The sequence below is a fragment of the Pseudomonas serboccidentalis genome, assembly GCF_028830055.1.
GTDB classification, from domain to species: Bacteria; Pseudomonadota; Gammaproteobacteria; order Pseudomonadales; family Pseudomonadaceae; genus Aquipseudomonas; species Aquipseudomonas serboccidentalis.
The window spans coordinates 4,776,633-4,799,342 of record NZ_CP101655.1 but is presented as its reverse complement, the minus strand read 5'-3'; the positions used below and the strand labels follow the sequence as shown (position 1 = coordinate 4,799,342).

Annotated in this window: 18 protein-coding genes and 2 pseudogenes; 13 read left to right on the top strand and 7 right to left on the bottom strand. The window is 58.5% G+C overall.

The annotated features are described in order from the left end of the window. Nucleotides 1-37: 37 nt before the first annotated feature. Nucleotides 38-1,396 carry a glutamine synthetase family protein gene (locus NN484_RS21880; protein WP_127647288.1) on the bottom strand — a complete coding sequence of 453 codons (1,359 nt, stop codon included), beginning with the start codon at nucleotides 1,394-1,396 and terminating at the stop codon, nucleotides 38-40. A gap of 161 nt (nucleotides 1,397-1,557) precedes the next feature. On the opposite strand from NN484_RS21880, the gene NN484_RS21875 reads away from it, so the two are divergent. Continuing rightward, nucleotides 1,558-2,454 carry a helix-turn-helix domain-containing protein gene (locus tag NN484_RS21875; protein ID WP_274657874.1) on the top strand — a complete coding sequence of 299 codons (897 nt, stop codon included), beginning with the start codon at nucleotides 1,558-1,560 and terminating at the stop codon, nucleotides 2,452-2,454. 853 nt (nucleotides 2,455-3,307) lie between these two features. Here the strand turns inward: NN484_RS21875 and NN484_RS21870 are convergent. Next, nucleotides 3,308-3,919, bottom strand: a complete 612-nt coding sequence (locus NN484_RS21870) for a dTMP kinase (protein ID WP_274657873.1) — start codon at nucleotides 3,917-3,919, stop codon at nucleotides 3,308-3,310. A 57-nt stretch (nucleotides 3,920-3,976) separates the two neighbouring features. Then, complete coding sequence (locus tag NN484_RS21865; RefSeq protein ID WP_274657872.1) at nucleotides 3,977-5,158, bottom strand: XylR family transcriptional regulator; 1,182 nt, start codon at nucleotides 5,156-5,158, stop codon at nucleotides 3,977-3,979. 175 nt (nucleotides 5,159-5,333) lie between these two features. On the opposite strand from NN484_RS21865, the gene xylA reads away from it, so the two are divergent. The 5 genes from xylA to NN484_RS21840 all read left to right on the top strand — a co-directional run bounded on the left by xylA (nucleotide 5,334) and on the right by NN484_RS21840 (nucleotide 11,977). Further along, nucleotides 5,334-6,650, top strand: a complete 1,317-nt coding sequence (xylA, locus tag NN484_RS21860; protein WP_274657871.1) for a xylose isomerase — start codon at nucleotides 5,334-5,336, stop codon at nucleotides 6,648-6,650. A gap of 149 nt (nucleotides 6,651-6,799) precedes the next feature. Further along, nucleotides 6,800-7,801 carry a D-xylose ABC transporter substrate-binding protein gene (gene xylF, locus NN484_RS21855; protein ID WP_102899781.1) on the top strand — a complete coding sequence of 334 codons (1,002 nt, stop codon included), beginning with the start codon at nucleotides 6,800-6,802 and terminating at the stop codon, nucleotides 7,799-7,801. 100 nt (nucleotides 7,802-7,901) lie between these two features. Next, nucleotides 7,902-9,458: a D-xylose ABC transporter ATP-binding protein gene (gene xylG / locus NN484_RS21850; protein WP_274657870.1), complete on the top strand. Its 1,557-nt coding sequence runs from the start codon at nucleotides 7,902-7,904 to the stop codon at nucleotides 9,456-9,458. Further along, nucleotides 9,459-10,595 carry a sugar ABC transporter permease gene (locus NN484_RS21845; protein ID WP_215500142.1) on the top strand — a complete coding sequence of 379 codons (1,137 nt, stop codon included), beginning with the start codon at nucleotides 9,459-9,461 and terminating at the stop codon, nucleotides 10,593-10,595. Nucleotides 10,596-10,843: 248 nt separating this feature from the next. Continuing rightward, nucleotides 10,844-11,977 carry an aminotransferase class V-fold PLP-dependent enzyme gene (locus NN484_RS21840; RefSeq protein ID WP_274657869.1) on the top strand — a complete coding sequence of 378 codons (1,134 nt, stop codon included), beginning with the start codon at nucleotides 10,844-10,846 and terminating at the stop codon, nucleotides 11,975-11,977. A gap of 126 nt (nucleotides 11,978-12,103) precedes the next feature. On the opposite strand, the gene NN484_RS21835 is transcribed toward NN484_RS21840, so the two are convergent. Next, complete coding sequence (locus NN484_RS21835; RefSeq protein WP_127647321.1) at nucleotides 12,104-12,508, bottom strand: acyl-CoA thioesterase; 405 nt, start codon at nucleotides 12,506-12,508, stop codon at nucleotides 12,104-12,106. 125 nt (nucleotides 12,509-12,633) lie between these two features. After that, the gene (locus tag NN484_RS21830) at nucleotides 12,634-14,199 is read right to left on the bottom strand and encodes a carbohydrate porin (RefSeq protein ID WP_274657868.1); all 1,566 of its coding nucleotides are present in this window, start codon (nucleotides 14,197-14,199) and stop codon (nucleotides 12,634-12,636) included. 169 nt (nucleotides 14,200-14,368) lie between these two features. Between NN484_RS21830 and NN484_RS21825 the strand changes: the two genes are divergently transcribed. The 7 genes and pseudogenes from NN484_RS21825 to NN484_RS21795 form a co-directional block, all read left to right on the top strand. Next, nucleotides 14,369-15,643 carry an ABC transporter substrate-binding protein gene (locus tag NN484_RS21825; protein WP_215500140.1) on the top strand — a complete coding sequence of 425 codons (1,275 nt, stop codon included), beginning with the start codon at nucleotides 14,369-14,371 and terminating at the stop codon, nucleotides 15,641-15,643. A gap of 21 nt (nucleotides 15,644-15,664) precedes the next feature. Further along, a complete protein-coding gene (locus tag NN484_RS21820; protein WP_215500139.1) occupies nucleotides 15,665-16,627 on the top strand; it encodes a carbohydrate ABC transporter permease in 963 nt (320 codons plus the stop codon). Next, nucleotides 16,624-17,466 (top strand): carbohydrate ABC transporter permease, encoded by an 843-nt coding sequence (locus NN484_RS21815; protein ID WP_274657867.1) that lies wholly within the window; start codon nucleotides 16,624-16,626, stop codon nucleotides 17,464-17,466. Before NN484_RS21820 ends, NN484_RS21815 begins: the two co-directional genes overlap by 4 nt. Nucleotides 17,467-17,493: 27 nt before the next feature. Next, a complete protein-coding gene (locus NN484_RS21810; protein ID WP_274657866.1) occupies nucleotides 17,494-18,639 on the top strand; it encodes an ABC transporter ATP-binding protein in 1,146 nt (381 codons plus the stop codon). Then, nucleotides 18,636-20,138: a glycoside hydrolase family 32 protein gene (locus NN484_RS21805; protein ID WP_215500136.1), complete on the top strand. Its 1,503-nt coding sequence runs from the start codon at nucleotides 18,636-18,638 to the stop codon at nucleotides 20,136-20,138. The genes NN484_RS21810 and NN484_RS21805 overlap by 4 nt, the downstream gene beginning before the upstream one ends. A gap of 75 nt (nucleotides 20,139-20,213) precedes the next feature. Then, nucleotides 20,214-21,206, top strand: a complete 993-nt coding sequence (locus NN484_RS21800) for a LacI family DNA-binding transcriptional regulator (protein ID WP_127647335.1) — start codon at nucleotides 20,214-20,216, stop codon at nucleotides 21,204-21,206. A gap of 20 nt (nucleotides 21,207-21,226) precedes the next feature. Continuing rightward, nucleotides 21,227-21,775 (top strand): annotated as a pseudogene (locus NN484_RS21795) (erythromycin esterase family protein); the annotation flags it as partial. Here NN484_RS21795 and NN484_RS21790 read toward each other — a convergent pair. Together NN484_RS21790 and NN484_RS21785 are read right to left on the bottom strand one after the other, a co-directional pair. Continuing rightward, a pseudogene (locus NN484_RS21790) lies at nucleotides 21,757-21,899 on the bottom strand (alpha/beta hydrolase); the annotation flags it as partial. The pseudogenes NN484_RS21795 and NN484_RS21790 overlap by 19 nt on opposite strands. 7 nt (nucleotides 21,900-21,906) lie before the next feature. After that, the gene (locus NN484_RS21785; RefSeq protein ID WP_274657864.1) at nucleotides 21,907-22,614 is read right to left on the bottom strand and encodes a phosphoribosyltransferase; all 708 of its coding nucleotides are present in this window, start codon (nucleotides 22,612-22,614) and stop codon (nucleotides 21,907-21,909) included. Nucleotides 22,615-22,710: the final 96 nt, after the last annotated feature.

The following is a 22,710-nucleotide window of genomic DNA, read 5'->3' as shown; positions in this document are numbered from 1 at the left end:
GCGAGCAGGCTCACTCCTACAGGGTTTTGGGCTGGAGTCAGACGCTCAGCAGCAGAAACTCGCGCTCCCACGAACTGATCACGCGCTTGAAGTTTTCGTGCTCGGCGCGTTTGACGGCGACGTAGCCGCGGACGAATTTGCTGCCCAGGTACTCGGCAACGGTGTCGCACTCTTCCATTTGCGTCAGCGCCTCTTCGATGGTGATCGGCAGGCGCAGGTTGCGGCGCTCGTAGGCCCGACCTTCAACGGCCGCGCTCGGCTCGATGCCTTCGACCATGCCGATGTAGCCACACAGCAAACTGGCGGCGATCGCCAGGTACGGGTTGGCGTCGGCGCCCGGCAAGCGGTTTTCCACGCGCATCGCTTCCGGGCCGGAGGTCGGCACGCGCAGGCCGACGGTGCGGTTTTCTTCTCCCCATTCGACGTTCACCGGTGCCGAGGTGTCCGGCAGGAAGCGGCGAAACGAGTTCACGTTGGGCGCGAACATCGGCAGCACTTTCGGGATGTACTTCTGCAGGCCGCCGATGTGATGCCGGAACAGGTCGCTCATCTTGCCGTCGGCGTCGGCGAAGATCGGCTTGCCGCTGGCAATTTCCACCACGCTCTGGTGCAAGTGCATGGCACTGCCGGGCTCGTCGCCAATCGGCTTGGCCATGAACGTGGCGGTGACGTTGTGCTTGAGGGCGGCTTCGCGCAGGGTGCGTTTGAACACGGTAATCTGGTCAGCCAGATCGAGGGCGTCGCCGTGACGGAAGTTGATTTCCATCTGCGCCGGCCCGTCTTCGTGGATCAGCGTGTCCAGGTCCAGACCTTGCAATTCGCACCAGTCATAGACGTCTTCAAACAGCGGATCGAATTCGTTGGCGGCGTCGATCGAGAACGACTGACGGCCACTTTCCGCACGGCCCGAACGGCCCAGCGGCGCCTTGAGTGGCAGGTCCGGGTCTTCGCAGCGCTGGGTCAGGTAGAACTCCATTTCCGGCGCGACAATCGGCTTCCAGCCTTTGTCGGTGTACAGCTGCAGGACTTTCTTCAGTACGTTGCGTGGTGACAGTTCGATCGGGTTGCCAAACTTGTCGAAGGTGTCGTGGATGACGATGGCGGTCGGCTCGATCGCCCACGGAATCACGTACACGGCGTCGGCCACCGGCTTGCAGACCATGTCGATGTCGGCCGGGTCGAGCAGGTCGTAGTAGATGTCGTCGTCGACAAAATCCCCGGTTACCGTTTGCAGCAGCACACTTTCCGGCAGGCGCATGCCTCGCTCATGCAGGAACTTGTTGGTCGGTGCGATCTTGCCGCGAGCGATGCCGGTCAGGTCGCTGACCACACATTCAACTTCGGTAATCTTGTGATCTTTCAGCCACGTGAACAGCTGATCGAAAGGGGCATTCATAAAGACCTCGTTATTGGTTTCATAGACGCCGGGGAGGGCGGGTTTCATCTTCCGCCCCTTCCCCTGTGGCGCGTTGACGACTATCTTGGGCGTGCCTTGCAGTTCCATCTATCCACTTTAAGCAGCACCAAAGCGCACCAAAAGAGTGCGCAAGGTCTCTCATGACAACGTGCAATCCGTTACAGGTTCAGGCTTTCAATACCGCTGATGTCACCGAGCAAATCCGCGCCACGCCGGGTTGGGTCCAGCATTACCAGCAGATGTCTCCCGGACATTTCGCCGGGCAGATTCGCTATCTGGATTTGCAGGGTGTGCAGGTTTACGAAGAACAGATGAACACGCGCGTCGAGCAGAATTTCAGCGCGCCGGCGGGTGCTTTGGCGTTCTGTTTTGATCGCAGCGACAACGCGCTGTACCTGCTCAACGAAGAGAGCCGCAACATCTGGATCACTCCGGAGAACTACCAGGAAATCGCCGTGGTGTTCGGCCCGGAATTCGTTCAGCAACACGGTCTGGATGTTCGGCGCCTCGAGGGTTTGTTCATGGCGCCACTGAATTGCGGGCAGAACGCCTTGTTCAGTCGCTGGTTAAGCTCGACTCTCACGAAGTTGACGCAACCCCTTGATCCGCCAAGTAAAGAGGCGCTGACCCAGCAGCTGTTGGAGGACTGTTTGTTCATCCTCGATAACGCGCAGGTGTGCCTGGATCGCGGCGGTTTACAGCGCCGCGCAGAAGAGCGAAACATCATGAAGCGCGTAGGGGAGTGGGCTGCTGATTCACCGGAGGAGACACTTAATCTGCTTGAGTTGGCGCAGGTGGCCGGCGTGTCGTTGCGACAGTTGCAACACGCGTTCAAGGCCTACACCGGGATGACACCCAGTCACTGGTTACGCCTGCGGCGGTTGAATAGCGCACACCGTGAACTGCGCCAACGCAGCCCGACGGAGACTACCGTTGCGCAAGTCGCGATGCAGTGGTCGTTCTGGCATTTGGGGCGGTTTTCCAGCAGTTATCGAGCGCTGTTCAATGAGTTGCCGAGCGAGACGCTAAAGCGGTGAAAATCGGTAAATATCGGCCATCGTCTGTTAACTACACTAAATAGATGTTTAGTTGAGTTAGAGAATATTTCACGCAGAGATTGTTAAGTGTTCATTTTCGGCGAGAGCGCCCTCAAGAGTACATACCTCTGCAGACATACGCTAGGGCGCCTTCCGGCAACTGGGAGCTTTGAAAGCCTAGGTGTGCTAGACGAATCAAGGTTCACACATGATTCAATATTACTCTGTAAACTCGTTTTTTGACTTGTTAGCTACAGCGGCTAACAAGTCAAAAAAGCGGTTAACAGAGGCGTCGGACGGGCATTCCACTGAGCTATTTATGCAATCAGGTAAGGCCGGCTTCCCAAGATATTTGGAGGTCGGAGAGCTCAATGGGATTCGAGCGAAACGGTTTCGTTGCCAAACCATCAGCGCTCACAAGGAGATCAGCGTTTTTTGAATTTTCCACTCTTGGCAACCTTGAAATCTGCGCACCAACTCCACGCTGAACGGCGCAGATTTCGCACAGCGCCGTGTTTGCAGGCGCATCTGTGACGCACAGTAATGCTACTGACTGTCCTTATGACTAATTCTGGTCCTCATCGTCAGGCTCGCGAATGGCAGAAATTAGGCGCAGCGAGTGCTGGAAGTAAAATGTGAACTCGGAGAAGAATCGTTGCTGTCTATGAATTAGTTCCGCAACTGTCCTAAAGATTACTTCCGAGGACTACGCTTGCAAGCGGTCGCTGGAGATTGAAAACGCGTGCGCAACTGGGCTGATTCTGAAATATCTTGTTACGTGTAATGTATATTATGTTAAATCAAGTATTACGCTACGCACCCTAGCACCAACACCTATCTCTATCTCGAAAAATCACCCCAGCATTTTATAGATCTCAGAAACCACCTGCCTCGTAGCGTCCTCAATCGTTCCCTCATTACGGCATAGAACCCAGCCGTGCTCCTTAATCGCGTGCTCGAACATCTCCGTACACGCCACATGCGCTGGGTGCTTCTGAATCACTGTGCCGCCCAATCCTCGCGATCGCGCCGTGGCCCTTGCCCATGAAATATCCGGATCGGTGACGACGCCGACATGCAGGTCCGGCACTCGCACGCCTCGATCTATGTTCAACTGCAGAATCTCGGCAAACGGGATGGTTTGGCGAAACGCGGCATCAGACGGATACCAGCGATCGATCAAGATAATGCTGTCCAGCGGCTGCTTCGTCAGAACGTTATGGGAGATCCAACTGCGGCTATCAGCAAGTCGCTGACACACAGCCCACTCCAGATCCCGGGAAGGATTTCTGGCCAGCGTATTAACCAGGGCCATGGTTTCACCCCTGAAAGGATCGCTTTTTCTCTCGCATAGCCGGATGACTTTCTGGTTGCCCGCCCTCAGTACTTGCGTAACGGCCTCCAACAGTGTGGTTTTGCCGGTGCCTTTGGGCCCATCCAGAGAAACGAACAGCGGACGATTCATTGTTCACGCAACCATCAAGACATTGATGACCACTCTAACCTCATTTCCGGCATTCCATTAGCGCATCCCTGCCCCTTGCTGATACTCCCGAGGCGTGCAACCAAACTCCCGCCGAAACACCGTGTGCAGATACTGCGCAGATTTGAACCCACAGCTGCGCGCAACGTCGGCAATCACTGAGTCGGTATTTTTCAGGCCGCGGGTGGCCGCTGCCAGTTTGAAACGCAGGATCTCGTCATGCACGCTGCAGCCTCGCTCGGCGCGGAAATGTGCTTCGAGTGATGAGCGCGACACGCCGACATAAGCCGCCACTTGCGCCGTTTTGATGCCTTGGCAGGCGTATTGGCGGATGAACAGCAGTGCTTGCATGACGTAGGGATTGCCCAATGGCTGGTGCAAACTCGACACCTGCACGTTGACCGCATCGGGAGGAATCAGGATTTGTGTGCCGGTGGATGGCATGCCGTGAAGCATCTGGTGGAGCAATTGCGCGGCGGTACGACCCATGGTTTCCGTGCCCTGGATGACCGAACTCAGGGGCACTCGGGTCAGGCTGCGGGTCAGCGGGTCGTTGTCGATTCCTATCAATGCCACTTGCTCCGGCACGGCGATGCCGGCGGTCAGGCAGGCTTGCAGCAACTGTCGCGCGCGGGCGTCGCTGACGGCGATGATACCGATGGGCTTGGGCAGGCTTTGCAACCAGGCGATCAGTTGTTCGACGGCGCTGTCCCACAGCGGTGCGCTGGTGCCCATGCCGCGGTAGATTTCGGCGTGCAAGCCGTCGCGCCGCATCAGTCTGCGAAAGGCTTTTTCCCGCTCCTGCGCCCATCGATTGGCCTGCGCTTCAGGCAGGCTGAAGCAGGCAAAACGCTGCAGTCCCGCTTCGATCAAATGCGAGTAAGCCAAGTTGATCAGTGCATTGTTATCGGTGGCGACGTACGGGATCGCTTTCGGATAAGCGCGCTTGTCCTCGTACGACCCCCCTACTGCTACCACCGGCATCTGAATGTCGGCCAGCGCTTCGCCAATCAGCGGATCGTCAAAGTCGGCAATGATCCCGTCACCCTGCCAGCGCTCTATCCCTTTCAAACGACAGAGAAAATCCTCTTCCAGAAACAGGTCCCAGGAGGCGCGAGTGCTGCTCAGGTAGTTGCCGATGCCGCTGATGATCCCACGGTCATAGATCTTGCTGCCGTTGAACAACAGCGCGATGCGGTGAACAGGCGGTACGGTTTTCATTGTTTTTATGCTTGTTCTGAGCCCCTTGTCACAGAGGCGATTGGCACAGACTAGGCGCCTCACCGAAGAAGCTCAATACGCAAAATCGCACCCGGTGTTGGTGCTTTTCATAATCAGCAGGCACAGGGCCGTTGCTAGTATCGAGACACCGCCAAGAACAACAAGGACAAAGTCCATGCAGTATTTCCCCGATGTCGAGCCGATTCGGTTCGAAGGCCCAAACAGCGATTCTCCCCTCTCCTTTCGTCACTACGACGCCGACAAACTCATCCTCGGCAAACCCATGCGCGAACACCTGCGTATGGCCGCCTGTTACTGGCACACGTTCGTCTGGCCGGGTTCCGATGTGTTCGGCGCGGGGACGTTCAAGCGCCCGTGGCAACACGCCGGCGACCCGATGGAGCTGGCCATAGGCAAGGCAGCCGCGGCCTTCGAATTTTTCTCCAAACTGGGTATCGACTATTACTGCTTCCATGACACGGATGTCGCCCCGGAAGGCCAGTCTCTCAAGGAGTACCGCAACCACTTCGCGCAAATGGTCGATCACCTGGAGCGACATCAGGAACAAAGCGGGATAAAGCTGTTGTGGGGCACCGCCAATTGCTTCAGCAACCCGCGTTTCGCCGCGGGTGCCGCGAGCAACCCGGATCCGGAAGTGTTCGCCTGCGCCGCTGCCCAGGTGTTCAGCGCGATGAACGCGACCCATCGCCTGAAAGGCGCCAACTACGTGTTGTGGGGCGGCCGCGAGGGCTACGAAACTCTGCTCAACACGGACTTGAAGCGTGAACGCGAACAACTGGGCCGCTTCATGCGCATGGTGGTCGAGCACAAGCACAAGATCGGTTTCACCGGCGACCTGCTGATCGAACCCAAGCCGCAAGAGCCGACCAAGCATCAATACGATTACGACAGCGCCACTGTGTTCGGCTTTCTCCAGCAGTACGGACTGGAGCACGAAATCAAGGTCAACATCGAGGCTAACCACGCGACGCTGGCCGGGCATAGCTTCCATCACGAGATTGCGACGGCCGTCTCGCTGGGGATTTTTGGCAGCATCGACGCCAACCGTGGTGATCCGCAAAACGGCTGGGACACCGACCAGTTCCCCAACAGCGTCGAAGAAATGACCCTGGCCACCTATGAAATCCTCAAGGCTGGCGGGTTCAAGAATGGCGGATTCAACTTTGACTCCAAGGTGCGTCGGCAAAGCCTCGATCAGATCGATCTGTTCCATGGCCACGTCGGCGCCATGGACGTTCTCGCCCTGTCTCTGGAACGGGCAGCGGCCATGGTGCAGAACGACCAGCTGCAACGGCTCAAGGATCAACGCTACGCCGGTTGGAAGCAGCCGTTCGGGCAGGCGGTGATGGCGGGTGACTTCAATCTTGAGTCCTTGGCCGAGCACGCGTTCACCAACGAGTTGAACCCGCAAGCCGTCAGCGGCCGGCAGGAAATGCTCGAGAACATCGTTAACCGGTTTATCTATCGCTGAACGCTACGAGACTCTGCCGGCGCAACGACGCGGTGACAATTGCACGACAAATCTGTGCCTGCAGCGCCTGCGGATTCTCTACAGTTTTACCAGCCCGATACTCATCGTCAGGCCGTGTCTTTCCAACAACAATAAAAGGACGCCCCACCATGAAGAACGTAAAACGCACGTTATTGGCCACTGCCCTGGCATTGCTGTCACTGCCAGTGATGGCTGACGCTGCCCACCCGAAAATCGGTTTCTCCATTGATGATCTGCGCCTGGAGCGCTGGTCGCGTGACCGCGACTATTTCGTCGCGGCGGCAGAAAAAATGGACGCCAAGGTCTTCGTGCAGTCGGCCGATGCCAACGAGCAAAAGCAGATTTCCCAGATCGAAAACCTTATTTCCCGAGGCGTCGATGTCATTGTCATCGTGCCGTTCAACGCCACGGTGCTGACCAACGCGGTGGCTGAAGCGAAGAAAGCCGGGATCAAAGTCGTGTCCTACGATCGCCTGATCCTCAATGCCGATGTTGACGCCTATATTTCCTTCGATAACGAGAAAGTCGGCGAGATGCAGGCCAGCGGCGTGCTGAAAGCTGCGCCCAAGGGCAATTACTTTTTGCTCGGTGGTGCGCCCACCGACAACAACGCAAAAATACTGCGCGAGGGTCAGATGAAAGTGCTGCAGCCGGCCATCGACAAGGGCGATATCAAGATAGTCGGCCAGCAGTGGGTGAAGGAATGGAACCCTACCGAGGCGCTGAGCATTGTTGAAAACGCCCTGACCCGCAACGACAACAAAATCGACGGCATTGTCGCCTCCAACGACGCCACGGCGGGCGGTGCCATTCAGGCACTGGCGGCGCAGCAACTGGCTGGCAAGGTACCGATTTCCGGGCAGGATGCTGACCTCGCTGCGGTCAAGCGCGTGATCGCCGGCACACAAACCATGACCGTGTACAAGCCGCTCAAACTGATTGCCTCAGAAGCAGCCAAGCTCTCGGTGCAACTGGCGCGCAACGAAAAACCCGCCTTCAGCTCGCAGTACGACAACGGCAGCAAAAAAGTCGACACCATCCTGCTCACGCCAACCCCGCTGACCAAGGACAACATCGACCTGCTCGAACAGGACGGCTTCTACACCAAGGCGCAAATCGCCGGGAAGTGATCACATCACAAACTCCGGTTATGCGAAAACCCTTGTGGGAGCGAGCTTGCTCCCACACAGGTTCAGTGGTGTGTGAGTCTTTGATATACGAGCCCTCTCCATGTCCGACTATCTGCTGCAAATGAACGGCATCGTCAAAACCTTCGGTGGTGTCAAAGCACTCAACGGCATCGACATCAAGGTCAAACCGGGTGAATGCGTTGGCCTGTGCGGCGAGAATGGCGCCGGCAAGTCCACGCTGATGAAGATCCTTTCGGCGGTTTACCCGCACGGCACCTGGGACGGTGAAATCCTCTGGGACGGGCGACCGCTCAGAGCGCAATCGATCAGCGAAACGGAAGCCGCCGGCATCGTCATCATTCACCAGGAACTGACGCTGGTGCCCGACCTGTCGGTGGCTGAAAACATTTTCATGGGCCATGAACTGACGCTGCCCGGCGGACGCATGAATTACCCGGCGATGATCCACCGCGCCGAAGCCCTGATGCGCGAATTGAAAGTGCCGGACATGAACGTATCGCTGCCGGTGTCGCAGTACGGCGGTGGCTATCAGCAACTGGTGGAAATCGCCAAGGCCCTGAACAAAAAGGCCCGCCTGCTGATCCTCGACGAGCCCTCATCGGCTTTGAGCCGTTCGGAAATCGAGGTGTTGCTGGACATCATCCGCGACCTCAAAGCCAAAGGCGTCGCCTGCGTCTATATCTCGCACAAGCTCGATGAAGTGGCCGCCGTGTGCGACACCATTTCAGTGATCCGCGATGGCAAACATATCGCCACCACCGCGATGGCCGATATGGATATTGCGCAGATCATCACCCAGATGGTCGGGCGGGAAATGAGCAACCTCTACCCCACCGAGCCACACGCCATCGGCGAAGTGATTTTCGAGGCCCTTCATATCACCTGCTACGACGTCGACAACCCCAGGCGCAAACGGGTCGACGATATTTCCTTCGTCCTCAAACGCGGCGAAATCCTCGGTATCGCCGGGCTGGTCGGTGCCGGCCGTACCGAACTGGTAACCGCACTGTTCGGCGCTTACCCCGGCCGCCACGAGGGCGAAGTCTGGCTGGACGGACAACCCATCGACACGCGCACGCCGCTCAAATCGATCCGTGCCGGCCTGTGCCTGGTGCCGGAGGACCGCAAGCGCCAAGGCATCATTCCAGACCTGGGCGTCGGCCAGAACATCACCCTCGCCGTGCTGGACAACTACTCGAAACTGACCCGTATCGATGCCGAAGCCGAACTGGGCTGCATCGATCAGGAAATCTCGCGCCTGCACCTCAAGACCGCAAGTCCGTTCCTGCCGATCACCAGTCTGTCGGGGGGTAATCAACAAAAAGCCGTCCTGGCGAAGATGCTGCTGGCCCAACCGCGGGTGCTGATTCTCGATGAGCCGACCCGAGGCGTGGACGTCGGCGCCAAATACGAAATCTACAAATTGATGGGCGCGCTGGCTGCCGCAGGCGTGTCGATCATCATGGTGTCGTCGGAGCTGGCCGAAGTGCTCGGCGTTTCCGACCGCGTGCTGGTGATCGGCGAAGGCCAGTTGCGTGGCGACTTCATCAACCATGACCTCACCCAGGAACAGGTGCTCGCCGCCGCCCTCAGCCAGCCTGGCAGCCATAACAATAATGATCGGAAATCCGCGTAAATGAATCAGGTCAAACAACTGTTCACCCGCTACAAAATGCTCGCGCTGGTGTTTGCCGTGGTGCTGATCTGGCTGTTTTTCAGCTGGCAGACCGAAGGCGGATTCCTGACCCCGCGCAACCTCTCCAATCTGCTGCGTCAGATGTCGATTACCGGCATTCTCGCTTGCGGCATGGTGCTGGTGATCATCAGCGGCGAGATCGATTTGTCGGTCGGCTCTTTGCTCGGCCTGCTCGGTGGCCTCGCGGCCATTCTCGATGTGGTCTACCACATTCCTCTGCTGGCTAACCTGAGCCTGGTCGCGCTGTGCGGACTGCTGATCGGCCTTGCCAACGGCTACATGGCGGCTTACCTGCGCATCCCCTCATTCATTGTCGGGCTGGGCGGCATGTTGGCGTTTCGCGGGATTCTGCTGGGGATTACCGGCGGCACGACCATTGCGCCGGTATCGCCGGAACTCGTCTACATCGGCCAGGGCTACCTGCCCCACGCGATCGGCACTGGGCTGGGCGTTGTGCTGTTCGCGCTGACGGTGTTCCTCACTTGGAAACAACGGCGCAATCGTGCCCTTCACGGGCTGGCGGCGCATTCATTGGTGCGTGACGTCATCCGCGTGTTAGTGATCGGCGCCGTGCTGGCCGGCTTCGTGCAGACGCTCAACAGCTACGATGGCATTCCCGTGCCGGTCTTGCTGCTGCTGATTCTGTTGGGCGTGTTCAGTTACGTGACCAGTCAGACCGTGTTCGGGCGGCGCGTGTACGCCGTGGGCAGCAACATGGAAGCGACGCGCCTGTCCGGTATCAATGTGCAGGCTGTGAAGCTGTGGATTTTCGGGATCATGGGCGTGATGTGCGCCCTCGCCGGCGTGGTCAACACCGCGCGCCTCGCCGCCGGCTCGCCTTCGGCCGGCAGCATGGGCGAACTCGACGCCATCGCCGCCTGCTTCATCGGCGGCACCTCCATGCGCGGTGGCTCCGGCACGGTGTACGGCGCCCTGCTCGGTGCGCTGGTCATCACCAGCCTGGACAACGGCATGTCCATGCTCGATGTCGACAGCTATTGGCAGATGATCGTCAAGGGCAGCATTCTGGTGTTGGCCGTTTGGGTGGATGTGAGTACGCGGACCGGGCGCCGTTGAGCCACAGAGGGCTGTCTCAGGTACGTGCTTCGGTGCGCAGCCTGTTGACCATTTTCATCGTGTTCAGCAGCGTCAATCTGGCAGGGTTTTATCGCGGGTGATCGTCCTGCTGCCGTTGTCCTCGACGCTGCTCGCGGTGAGGTTGTTTCTGCTCGGCGGCGGTGTTACTCCACCCCGGGCAACCTTGTCATTTGCCCAGGCTTGAGGCAGGGTCGATATCACTACATCCCTGCCAAAGGAGTTACGCCATGTCAAAGCTCTATCCCGGTATCGATCCTGAGGGGCTGGTCGAGTACTCAGTGGTCTACACCGACCGCTCGCTTAACCACATGTCGCAGTCTTTTCAAGGCGTGATGAAGAATATTTCCAAGACCCTGAAACAGGTCTACAACGCCGAGGCTGTTGCGGTGGTGCCGGGCAGTGGCACATTCGGCATGGAAGCAGTGGCGCGGCAGTTCGCCACCGGCCAGCCATGCCTGGTGATACGCAACGGCTGGTTCAGTTATCGCTGGAGCCAGATCCTTGAGATGGGCAACATCCCGGCAGCTACCACGGTGCTCAAGGCCCGTCCGGTCGAGACGGGTCGCCAGGCAGCCTACGCCCCGCCGCCGCTGGACGAAGTGCTGGCAGCCATTGCGGCGCAGAAGCCGCAGGTGGTGTTCGCGCCCCACGTTGAAACGTCCTCCGGAATCATCCTGCCCGACGAGTACCTGCGAGCGGTCGGCGACGCCGTGCATGCGGTGGGCGGTCTGTTCGTGCTGGACTGCATCGCCTCGGGCACGATTTGGGTGGATATGCACAAATGCGCCGTCGACCTGCTGATCAGCGCACCGCAGAAAGGCTGGAGCGCCTCCCCTTGCTGCGCCCTGGTGATGTTCAGTGCTCTGGCCCTTGAACGCATCGAGCAGACACAAAGCAGCAGCTTCGCCTGCGACCTGAAAAAGTGGCTGCAGATCATGCAGGCCTACGAACAGGGCGGACATGCCTATCACGCAACCATGCCCAGCGATTCCCTCGCGCGGTTTAACGACGTGATGAAAGAGACGCAAGCCTACGGTTTCGACAAGATCCGCGACGAACAACAGGCGCTGGGTGATCGGGTACGCGCCATGTTGACCGGCAATGGCTTCAAAAGCGTGGCCGCTGCCGGCTTTCAAGCCCCGGGCGTCGTGGTGAGCTACACCGATGATGCCGACATCAAGAACGGCAAGAAATTTGCCGAGCACGGTCTGCAGATCGCCGCCGGAGTGCCGTTGCAATGCGATGAACCGGCCGACTTCCAGACCTTCCGTATCGGGCTGTTCGGACTCGAGAAGCTGCAGAATATCGAGCGCACGGTCAGCACGCTTGAGCAGGCACTCGACGAGGTGATGGTTGACTAGCCCTCATCTTGCCCTTGGTTGATTTTAGCGACAGCAGCTTGGCTGCCGTCGCGGTCAGCCACCAACGCCGCGAACGGATGGCGACCTCCGGCTTCATTAGGCCACTACCCGTTCGCCGCTCGCTCTCTATGAAAGAAGTGCTCTCAGCGGCGCCGGAATGGATATAACTTCCTTACTCTCCGGTGAGATACATACATGGGTGACATTCGCCGTAAAAGCCAATACGCCCTCACCTAGAAAACCCTCAACCAAAAAGGTAAAAGAGTGTTCCCCCAGCCTGGCCACACCAACCTTTATAATCATTTCATCATCCCACGTCACCGGGCTCAGCAACTCAATCGACATCGCGCGCACCGGCGGCAATATATTAAAACCCATTAAAGTTCGAAGCCCCGGAGCGCCCACCCACCGATCAAGCGCTACGCCAATAGCCTCTACAGCAAAATATGAGAACCGGGGAGTGTAAACCACCCCTGCCGGATCACAATCTCCGAACAAAACAGTTCGATTTACAAAAACTGCATCCGGCATTAATTCATCCCTATGGTTATTGCTTGCCCGAGTCGTCGGCACCTTGTTTTAGTATTGCAACAGGTGCCGATCTTCATTAACAGCCAACAGGTCAGCTGAAGACGTGTTGGCCGAACGCTTCAATTTTAAAACCAGGTCTCCATCTGTATGCCGTACTGCCATACACCTCCAGCATGGAAGTCAGTCATGCCAAAGGCGTCTGTGGTACTGAATCTGTCCAGATCCGAAGACCAGTTCATGAAGCTTGCGAACACTCGCAATTCGGGACGCGTGAGAAGATCTGCGACGTCAAGTTTGAAAGTCGGAGCGACCGTGAATTTCCAGAAGTTACCGTCGACCGCATTACGTTGCAGATAGCCCTTGGGGTCGAGGTTCATGGTTTGCCAGCTCATTTCGTAGGCCATTTCGAAGTTGCTGTTGATTCTGTTAGCCAATCGCACGTTCAGGGTCAGCCAGCGGTAGTCGTCACCTTTGACGTATCTATCCTTGCTCTGTTCGGCCAGCAAGCTGGGCCCGATGCGCCAGTCAGACGCAAGAGGCGTTTCACCGTAAAGCGCCAGCCGCAGCGCGCGGGCGTCATCAATCAGTTCACCGTCCGAGCCAACGTTCTTGACCTCTGCCCCCAGACCTTGCCCATAGAGCAGCGCCGTTTTGAAGAAACCTTCTCTGCCAAAAAAGGTTTTCTGGTGGTTGGCCAGCATGCTGTGCAAGCCGGAATCCGCAGGCGTCAAGCCGGCTTTATTGGTGCGGGTACCGAAATCGTTTTTCTTTGCGCCGATGGCGTTGTACATCCACTGCCACTGGCCATCGTCGAAGAACTGGTTGGAGGTCAGGATGTAGCTTTCCACATCGGCATTAATACCGCCTTGACTGAAATCGCCGTAGCTACGACCAATCAAGGAGTAATTCGAGCGCCAGTTCTTGCTCATCTGCACATCGTAAATTCCCCCGCCGGTGCCGGCCAGGTAAACGACGTCCGAGTCGAGCCAGTGGATATCGAAATTGTCTCTGTCGAATCGCTTGCCAGCCCACAGCGTGGCGTTCTCGAACACTGAATTGCCTTTGAACGCAGCGACATGGTCGAGCGTTGTGAATACCTGGCGTACGTTCAGTTTGCTTTCGTCGGCCGTCCAGTCATTGGAACTTTCCACACCGTCGGCGATTGAAACCGTGAATTTGGCACGGGTACCGTTTTGCGCATGGATTTCTTTCGACAGGTCTATACGCACGTAGGTGTCGTCTTCGTTGCCGAGTCGTCCGACTGCCCCACCCACCGAGCCGGCCGGCGTTGTGTAAGGGCCGCCACGGCCACCCCCCAGCCCCTCGTCGACCAGCAATCCGGAGCGGGCATAACCGTTGAAGCTGAACCCATCGGTGAGGTGGCCGGTATTGCCCTCCTTCTCCAGGCTTTGCTGGCGGGCTTCGAGTTTTGCCAACCGGGTATCCAAAGCAGGCGCCGAAATTGCTGTCGCAGTAGAGGCGGCGGGCGGCAAGGTAGACGTTGAAAGTTTGATCTGCTGCAGTTCCCTGGCAAGTGCCTGGGTCTGCTGTTCGGCTGCGGCTGCACGCTTTTCCGCTGCGCTGGCACGGGCTTCAAACGCGGCCATGCGTTCTTCCAGAGTCGCGGCCTGAGAGGTCGCTGCCGTTGTGCCGAGCACACCTGCCAGTAGCCAGCCTGTTGCTTTCTGCATGTGAAAATCCCTGTTTTGTTTTTATTGTTTGTTGACGCAAGTAGTCGTTTTTTGCGTGCGTTGCGAGTTGTCGCAATCGACGAAAAAAAGGGTGCCTCATCGCAAATACGCTGCTACATTTGGCGATGTTAACGTTAACTTTTCTAAAAACAAAAATAAAGGACGCTCGATGAAACACCTGAAATCGCTCCTGCCCAGCGCATTGATCACCCTGTGTGCCGCACTTCCATCCGTATCGAGCGCAGCCGATCTGACGATCTCGTGCGGTGCGGTGGGTGCGGAGTTACAACTGTGCAAGGAGGCCGTCGAGACGTGGTCGAAGCAGACCGGCAACAACGTTGAAGTGGTTTCCACGCCTAACTCGGCGACCGAGCGGTTGTCGTTCTACCAGCAGATCCTCAGCGCGCAGTCCACTGACATCGACATCATTCAAATCGATATGGTGTGGCCGGGAATGCTGGCCAAACATCTGATGGATCTGCGTGAGGTGCTTCCAGCCAACGCGACCGAAGGCTACTTCCAGGCACAGGTCGATAACGCCACGGTAAACGGACGGCTGGTGACGATGCCGTGGTTCACCGACTCGGGCCTGTTGTATTACCGCAAAGACTTGCTCGAGAAATACAACAAACAGGTTCCCCAGACTTGGGAGGAAATGACCGCTACCGCCAGGGATGTTCAGCAGGCTGAGCGCAATGCCGGGAACGCCAACGTGTGGGGTTACATCTTTCAGGGACGCGCATACGAGGGCCTGACGTGTAATGCGCTGGAGTGGATCAGCAGCCAACCGGAAGGCGGGCTGGTCAATCCACAAGGCGACATCGTGGTCAACAGTCAGGCCTCAAAAGCGGCTTTGACCCTGGCGAAAAGCTGGGTGGGAGACATCTCCCCGCGTGGCGTACTGAACTACACCGAGGAAGAAGGCCGGGGTGTATTCCAGTCGGGCAATGCGCTGTTCATGCGTAACTGGCCTTATGTCTGGGCCCTGGTGCAAAGCCAGGACAGCGCCGTAAAAGACAAGGTCGGGGTCGCCCCCCTGCCCCGCGGCGGCGAGACCGGCCGCCATGCATCCACCCTCGGTGGCTGGGGCCTGGCGGTATCGCGCTACAGCGCCCATCCCCAACTTGCCGCCGAATTGGTGAGCTACCTGACCCGTGCTCAAGAGCAAAAACGGCGCGCCCTGATAGGCGCCTATAACCCGGTTATCGAGTCGCTGTATCAAGATCCCGAGCTGCTCGCGGCCATGCCTTATTACGCTCAGTTGCACAGCATTCTCAACGACGGGGTCATGCGCCCCGCTTCGATCACCGCCGATCGCTATCCACGGGTCTCCAATGCGTTCTTCGATCGAGTGCATGGGGTGCTGGCGGGCGAGTTGCCTGTCGATCAGGCGCTGGTCGAACTGGAAAGCGAACTCACGCGCATCAAACGCCGGAACTGGTAGGCCACAAGGAAGGAAATCACCATGTCTGTCTCTACTACCCATGCATCCTGTGACGAGCGCCTGCTCACCAGGGAAACGCCCATACAGCGTCGCCGAGTACGTGCCGCCTGGCTGTTTCTGACACCGATGTTGCTGTGTCTGACCCTGGTGGCGGCCTGGCCGCTACTGCGCACATTCTGGTTCAGCCTGACCGACGCCAGCCTGGCGGACACCGGTGGCGCAACCTTCATTGGCTTGAGCAATTATCTGTTCCACGACGGTTCCAGCTGGTCGGGCATCCTCGTCGATCCACAATGGTGGAACGCTGTGCGCAACACGTTGTATTTCACTGTGGTGTCGGTGGGGCTGGAAGTCGTCCTTGGGCTGTTGGTGGCGTTGCTGTTGAACATCAAGTTCACTGGCCGCTCCCTCGTGCGCGCGTTGATTCTGATTCCCTGGGCGATTCCGACCATTGTCTCGGCGAAGATCTGGTCATGGATGCTGAATGACCAGTTCGGCATCATCAATCACCTGATGCTGAGCCTCGGCCTGATTGACGCACCTCTGGCCTGGACGGCAGATGCGGATCTGTCGATGTGGGCAGTGATCATCGTCGACGTGTGGAAGACCGTCCCGTTTGTCACGCTACTGATGTTGGCGGCGTTGCAGATGTTGCCGAGCGATTGCTACGAAGCCGCCAGGGTCGATGGCATTCATCCGCTGAAAGTATTCTGGCGCGTCACGCTTCCCCTGTTGATGCCTGCACTGCTGGTGGCGGCGATCTTCCGCATCCTCGATTCCCTGCGGGTATTCGACGTGATTTATGTGCTGACCTCGAACTCGTCGAGCACCATGAGCATGTCGGTGTATGCCCGCCAGCACCTGGTGGAGTTCCAGGACGTCGGTTACGGCAGCGCGGCCTCGACGCTGCTGTTTCTGGTCGTTGCGGTGATCGCCATGCTTTATCTCTACCTCGGACGTCGTCAACTGGAGGTCCGGTCATGAACCTGCGCCTACTGAAAAAATTGCTGTTGCGCCTCGGATTCTGGTGTCTGATCGGAGTTTTGCTGCTGTATGCGGTCTTCCCTTTCTACTACGCCATCGTGACTTCGCTGAAACCGTCGAGCGCCTTGTTCGAGGTGAGCTACTGGATCGCAAACCCGGACTTCTCCAATTACGCGGCGGTCCTTCACCAAGCCTCATTCCTGCGGGCAATTGGTAATTCGCTGGTGGTTGCGCTGTGCGTGGTGACGCTGGCGCTGTTCCTCAGCCTGACCGCTGCCTATGCCTTGGGCCGGGTGAAATTCCGTGGGCGTGGCACGGTCTTGATGATAGTTCTTGGGGTGTCGATGTTTCCTCAGGTCGCGGTGCTGTCGGGGCTGTTCGAAGTGATCCGTGCCCTGGGCCTGTACAACACGTCCTGGGCGTTGATCCTGAGCTACACGATTTTTACCCTGCCGTTCACCGTCTGGGTGCTGACCACGTTCATGGGGCAATTGCCCCATGAACTGGAGGAAGCGGCAATCATGGATGGCGCCTCGCCTTGGGTCACGCTGACCCGCGTGCTGTTGCCGCTGCTCTGGCCCGCCCTGGTCACCACTGGTTTATTGGCCTTCATCGCCGCGTGGAACGAGTTCCTGTTTGCCCTGACCTTCACCCTCACCGACACCCAACGCACGGTGCCGGTCGCCATCGCCTTGATTTCTGGCGGCAGCCCCCATGAGTTGCCTTGGGGCTTGTTGATGGCTGCGTCGGTGCTGGTCACCGTCCCACTGGTGATTCTGGTGCTGATCTTCCAGCGCCGAATCGTTTCCGGTCTCACTGCCGGCGCGTTAAAGGGTTGATGCCCAACAAATACAAGGAACAGCATCGTGATCAAATTGAAACTGGACAACGTGAACAAACAACTGGGCGGCGTGCGGATTCTTCGCGACATCAACCTGGAGATCGCTGCGGGTGAGTTCGTGGTGTTCGTCGGCCCTTCGGGCTGCGGAAAGTCGACTCTGCTGCGGCTGATCGCCGGGCTGGATTCGATCTGCACCGGCGACCTGCTGATAGACGGGCGGCGGGTCAACGACCTGGAGCCGCGCGAACGTGGCGTCGGCATGGTGTTTCAGTCTTATGCGCTGTACCCGCACATGAGCGTCTACGACAACATCAGTTTTGGTCTCAAACTGGCCAAGACGGAAAAGACCAGCCTGCGCGAGCGCGTGCTGAAAACTGCGCAGATTCTGCAATTGGACAACCTGCTGCAACGCAAGCCAAAGGAACTGTCCGGAGGCCAGCGTCAGCGTGTGGCGATGGGCAGAGCCATGGCGCGGGAACCGGACATTTTGTTGTTCGATGAGCCGCTTTCCAACCTGGATGCTTCCTTGCGGGTGCAGATGCGCAACGAAATCGCCCGACTGCATGACCGACTGGGCTCGACCATGATCTACGTCACCCACGATCAGGTGGAAGCGATGACCCTGGCCGACAAAATTGTCGTGCTCAATGGCGGTCGCGTTGAGCAGATCGGCTCACCGCGCGAACTTTATGAACGCCCGGCCAGCCGCTTTGTCGCCGGTTTTCTCGGTTCGCCCAGAATGAATTTTCTACCGGCGCGCCTGCATGCCCCGGGCGAAACCAGCCGGGTCGATACTCCCGTTTTGGGTATGGCCGCCCTGCCCTTCGACAGCTCGGATCTGGCGGCGGGCACGCTGATGAGCCTGGGGATTCGCCCGGAGCACGTATCGCTCAAAGCGGCGGAAGAAACCGCCGGCATCGTCGTGACCGGGGTCGAATACCTGGGCAGCGAAACGTATGTGCACCTCGAAACAGGTCAGGACGAGCCACTGATCTGTCGTTGCGAGGTCAGCGCCGGCTGGCAGGCAGGTGATCGGGTCGAACTGCAACTGGACACAGACCACCTGCACCTGTTCGACGCCGACGGTACGGCCTTGAAACGCCACCCACACGCCATTGGAAACCTGCCGGATGACATTCCTCTGCGCTCAGTCCGCGCACGCGCCCTATGACCTTGTCTTTGAATACCATGAGCGACCCGATGTCTTCTTCCCTTGACCTTGCGCAGCGTGCGCTGAGTGACGGCGTGTCTCGCGTCATCCACGATTATCGCCCCGGCTATCATATTGCCCCGCCGGCAGGCTGGATGAACGACCCTAACGGAGTCGTGTACTTTCGTGGCGAATACCACGTGTTCTATCAGCATTACCCCTTCGACGCGAAATGGGGCCCTATGTATTGGGGCCACGCCAAGAGTGCCGATCTGGTTCATTGGCAGCACCTGCCCATTGCGCTGGCCCCCGGCGATGACTTCGACCGTGACGGTTGTTTTTCCGGTAGCGCCGTGGTGTGTGGCGATACCCTGGCCCTGATCTACACCGGGCACACCTGGCTGGGGGAAGTGGGTGACGAGCGCTTCATCCGTCAAGTGCAGTGCCTGGCCACCAGTAGCGATGGCATCCGCTTCGTCAAACAGGGCGCCGTCATCGACACCGCGCCGCAAGACACCATCATGCACTTCCGCGACCCCAAGGTATGGCAGGAAGATGACTATTGGTACCTGATCGCCGGCGCACGTCTGGGCGATGTGCCGCTGCTGCCGTTGTACCGTTCCACGGATCTGCACGTCTGGGAGTTCCTTGACTATGTGTCCGGCGGCAGCGAGGGCGATGGCTACATGTGGGAATGCCCGGATCTGTTTCGACTGAGTGGACGCGATGTACTGCTGTACTCGCCCCAAGGCATGCAAGCCGAAGGTTACGACCGGCTCAACAAGTACCAGACGGGTTATCGAGTGGGCCGACTCGATAGCGAATGGCACTTCACGGGAGGGCCTTTTATCGAACTGGATAACGGCCATGATTTCTATGCGGCACAAACGCTACTGGCCGCTGATGGTCGGCGCCTTGTGTGGGCGTGGCTCGACATGTGGGAAAGCCCGATGCCGAGCCAGGACCATCACTGGTGCGGCATGCTCGGTTTGCCGCGCGAACTTGAACTGTGCGCCGATCGCCTTCGCGTGTATCCGGCGCGGGAGCTCACCGCCCTACGCAAGGCGCCATTGCCGAATACGCTCTGGTGGGATGGGACGGGGTCCCGGTGGGTGCCGGACGTGAAAGGCGACATGCTCGAAATCCATGTGCATCTGGATTTGCTCGGTTGCACCGACGGCCACTTGGGTGTTGCTTTGCGTTGCAGCGACGATGGTCGTGAAGAAACCCTGCTCTACTACGATGCATCATTGCATCGCCTGGTGCTTGACCGTAGCCGCTCGGGTGCGCAAGTCACCGGCCAGCGCAGCGTATCGATAGACCGGGCACAAGAGCGACTTGAACTGCGCGTGTTCCTCGATCGCTCGTCCATCGAGGTATTCGACGAAAACGGGCGCTTCAGCCTCAGCAGTCGCCTCTATCCGCGGCCTGACAGTCTGGGCGTGAAGCTTCTGGCTAACGGGAGTGGCGGGCGTGTCTCGATTGCCAAAGCGTGGTCTCTCGGTTCTGGATGGTTATGAGCGGCGTCATGCGGGTCGCGAGAAGCCGGGGCCATGTGTCATGATTCGGCGTCAACCTGACCGATTTCGCCTCACATGACTTCAGTGAAAGACGTTGCACAGCTGGCCGGCGTGTCCCTGATGACGGTTTCTCGCGCGCTCAATACGCCGGAAAAATTGAGCGCCGAAACCCTTCTGCGGGTGCGTCGGGCCATTGATGAACTGCAATTCGTACCGAGCCTGTCAGCGCGCAAAATGCGCGGCGACAACCTGCAGTCGCGAACCATCGGTGTGTTCGCGCTGGACACTGCGACCACACCCTTCGCGGTCGAGTTGCTGCTGTCCATTGAGCAGACCGCGCAGCAAGCAGGCTGGAATGTCTTTATCCTCAACCTGCTAAGCAACCCGCCCACCGACCAGAACATCGACCTGATGCTGTCGCATCGTCCGGACGGCTTGATCTTCAGCGCCATGGGGTTTCGCCAGGTGTCCATTCCCGAGCGATTGAAGAGCAAGCCCTTGGTGCTCGCCAATTGCCTGGCAGATGACAGCCGTCTCGTCAGCTATGTACCAGACGACGAAATGGGACAGTATCGGGCCGTACACCACGCGTTGAACCTCGGTTATACACGCCCTCTGTGTATCAACCTGCCCAAACAAAGCCTGGCCTGGGGGCTGCGACAAAAAGGCCTGCAGCGTGCCTGCCAGGCATTCGGTCTGGCGCCTGACGCGCTCCTGCAATACGACCTTTCCGATCACGATGCCTACAGTGAAACAGCCGCTATCCTCGACCGGCACATCATTGAGGGGCGTCCCCAATTTGACATTCTGATCTGTGGCAACGACCGCATTGCCTTTTGTGCCTATCAGCTGTTGTTGGGCCGTGGCCTGAACATTCCCGACGATGTCGCGGTGCTCGGCTATGACAACATGATCGGTATTGCCGAGCTGTTCATTCCACCGCTGACCACGGTGCAATTGCCCTACTACGAGATCGGTCGCAAGGCTGTACGGCACCTGATCGAGACCCTCGACGTATCGGGCGCCCAACCAGTTGATTGTCCACTGGTGGTCAGGGCATCACTGTAATTATGAATCGGTGCCGAGAAAACACGCTTCGGGCACTGCTTGAACACCGGGGCCCGCACGCCAAGGCCGTGGTCTGGGCGCACAACTCTCATATCGGCAACGCGGCCGCGACGGAAATGGGCTGGAAGGGGCAGTTCAACATCGGTCAGCTGTGCCGCAGTGCTTATGGGCGCGATGCTGTTCTGATCGGTATGAGTACCGACCGTGGCAAGGTGGCTGCGGCCGATGACTGGGACGGCGACATGCTCATCAAGGACATCCGGCCCTCCCGCCCGGACAGTTGGGAGCATCAGTTCCTCAAGGCCGGTGTGCCGGCGTCATTGACCGACTGGCGAGACCCGGCGCGCAATGAGCTGCGCCGGGTGTTGTCCAAACCCTTGCTGGAACGGGCCATCGGGGTGATTTACCGCCCTGAAACCGAGCGTGGCAGTCACTACTTCGAAGCGATGTTGGCCGATCAATTCGATGCCATGATCTGGATTGAACAGACCCAACCCGTGACAGCACTGGCGCTGCCGAAAAGTCAGCGACTCGAGCCGGAAGACGAAACCTATCCGTTTGGCGTGTGAGGCCGCTCAGGCGCTGTCAATCGGGCCCGTGCAGATGCTTCTCGAACCAGTCTCCAGCGAGTCTGGCGACCTCTTCAAGGGCTCCCGGTTCTTCAAAAAGATGGGTTGCGCCCGCCACGACTTTGTACGACTCAATCATCAACGCTCCCCTGAACCGAGGCGCCGGTGGCGGCTTCTCGCTGCCAGGCCAGTTGCAACAAATCAATGACTTCTTCGTCTGGGACCTGGGGGAAACTCAAGTACCAATACCCGATCGACATCATCCATTCAGGCACGAGCGGGCAGATCACCTCGTCGACTTCAAAGCTCAGCGTATTCACCGTTTCCAGCGGGGCAATCGGCACGGCAACGACGATGCGAGCAGGTGCCTGCATACGCACCGCACGGATCGCCGCCATCATCGAGGCGCCCGTCGCCAGCCCGTCATCCACCAGAATCACCACCTGCCCCTTGAGCTGTAAGGGTGGCCGGACGCCCCGGTACAACTGCTCGCGCCGCTGCAATTCCCGTGTTTCATGCGCGACCACAGCATCGAATGCAGCCGGGGTAATCGGGTGGGCCCGCAGCGCTTCTTCATTTCGAATCTGAATACCGCCACTGGCGATGGCGCCCATGGCGAATTCCGGGTTGGACGGCACGCCCAGTTTACGCACCAGCATCAGGTCCAGGCGTACGCTCAGGGCCTTGACCACTTGAAAGGCAACCGGCACGCCGCCACGGGGCAAGGCCAGGACGATGACATCGGGTCGATGCGCGTATTTGAGCAAGGGTTCCACCAGACGTCGACCTGCGTCCGTACGGTCCTTCAACGTGGTCTGTAATGAGGGGCTTTGAGTCATGAAGAACCTCCCCGGATGATGAGTAACAAGCGTTGAGAGCTGACTCCAGACAGGAGGACTCGACGTCCATTGCTGCACTGTGGATCAGGCACCCGT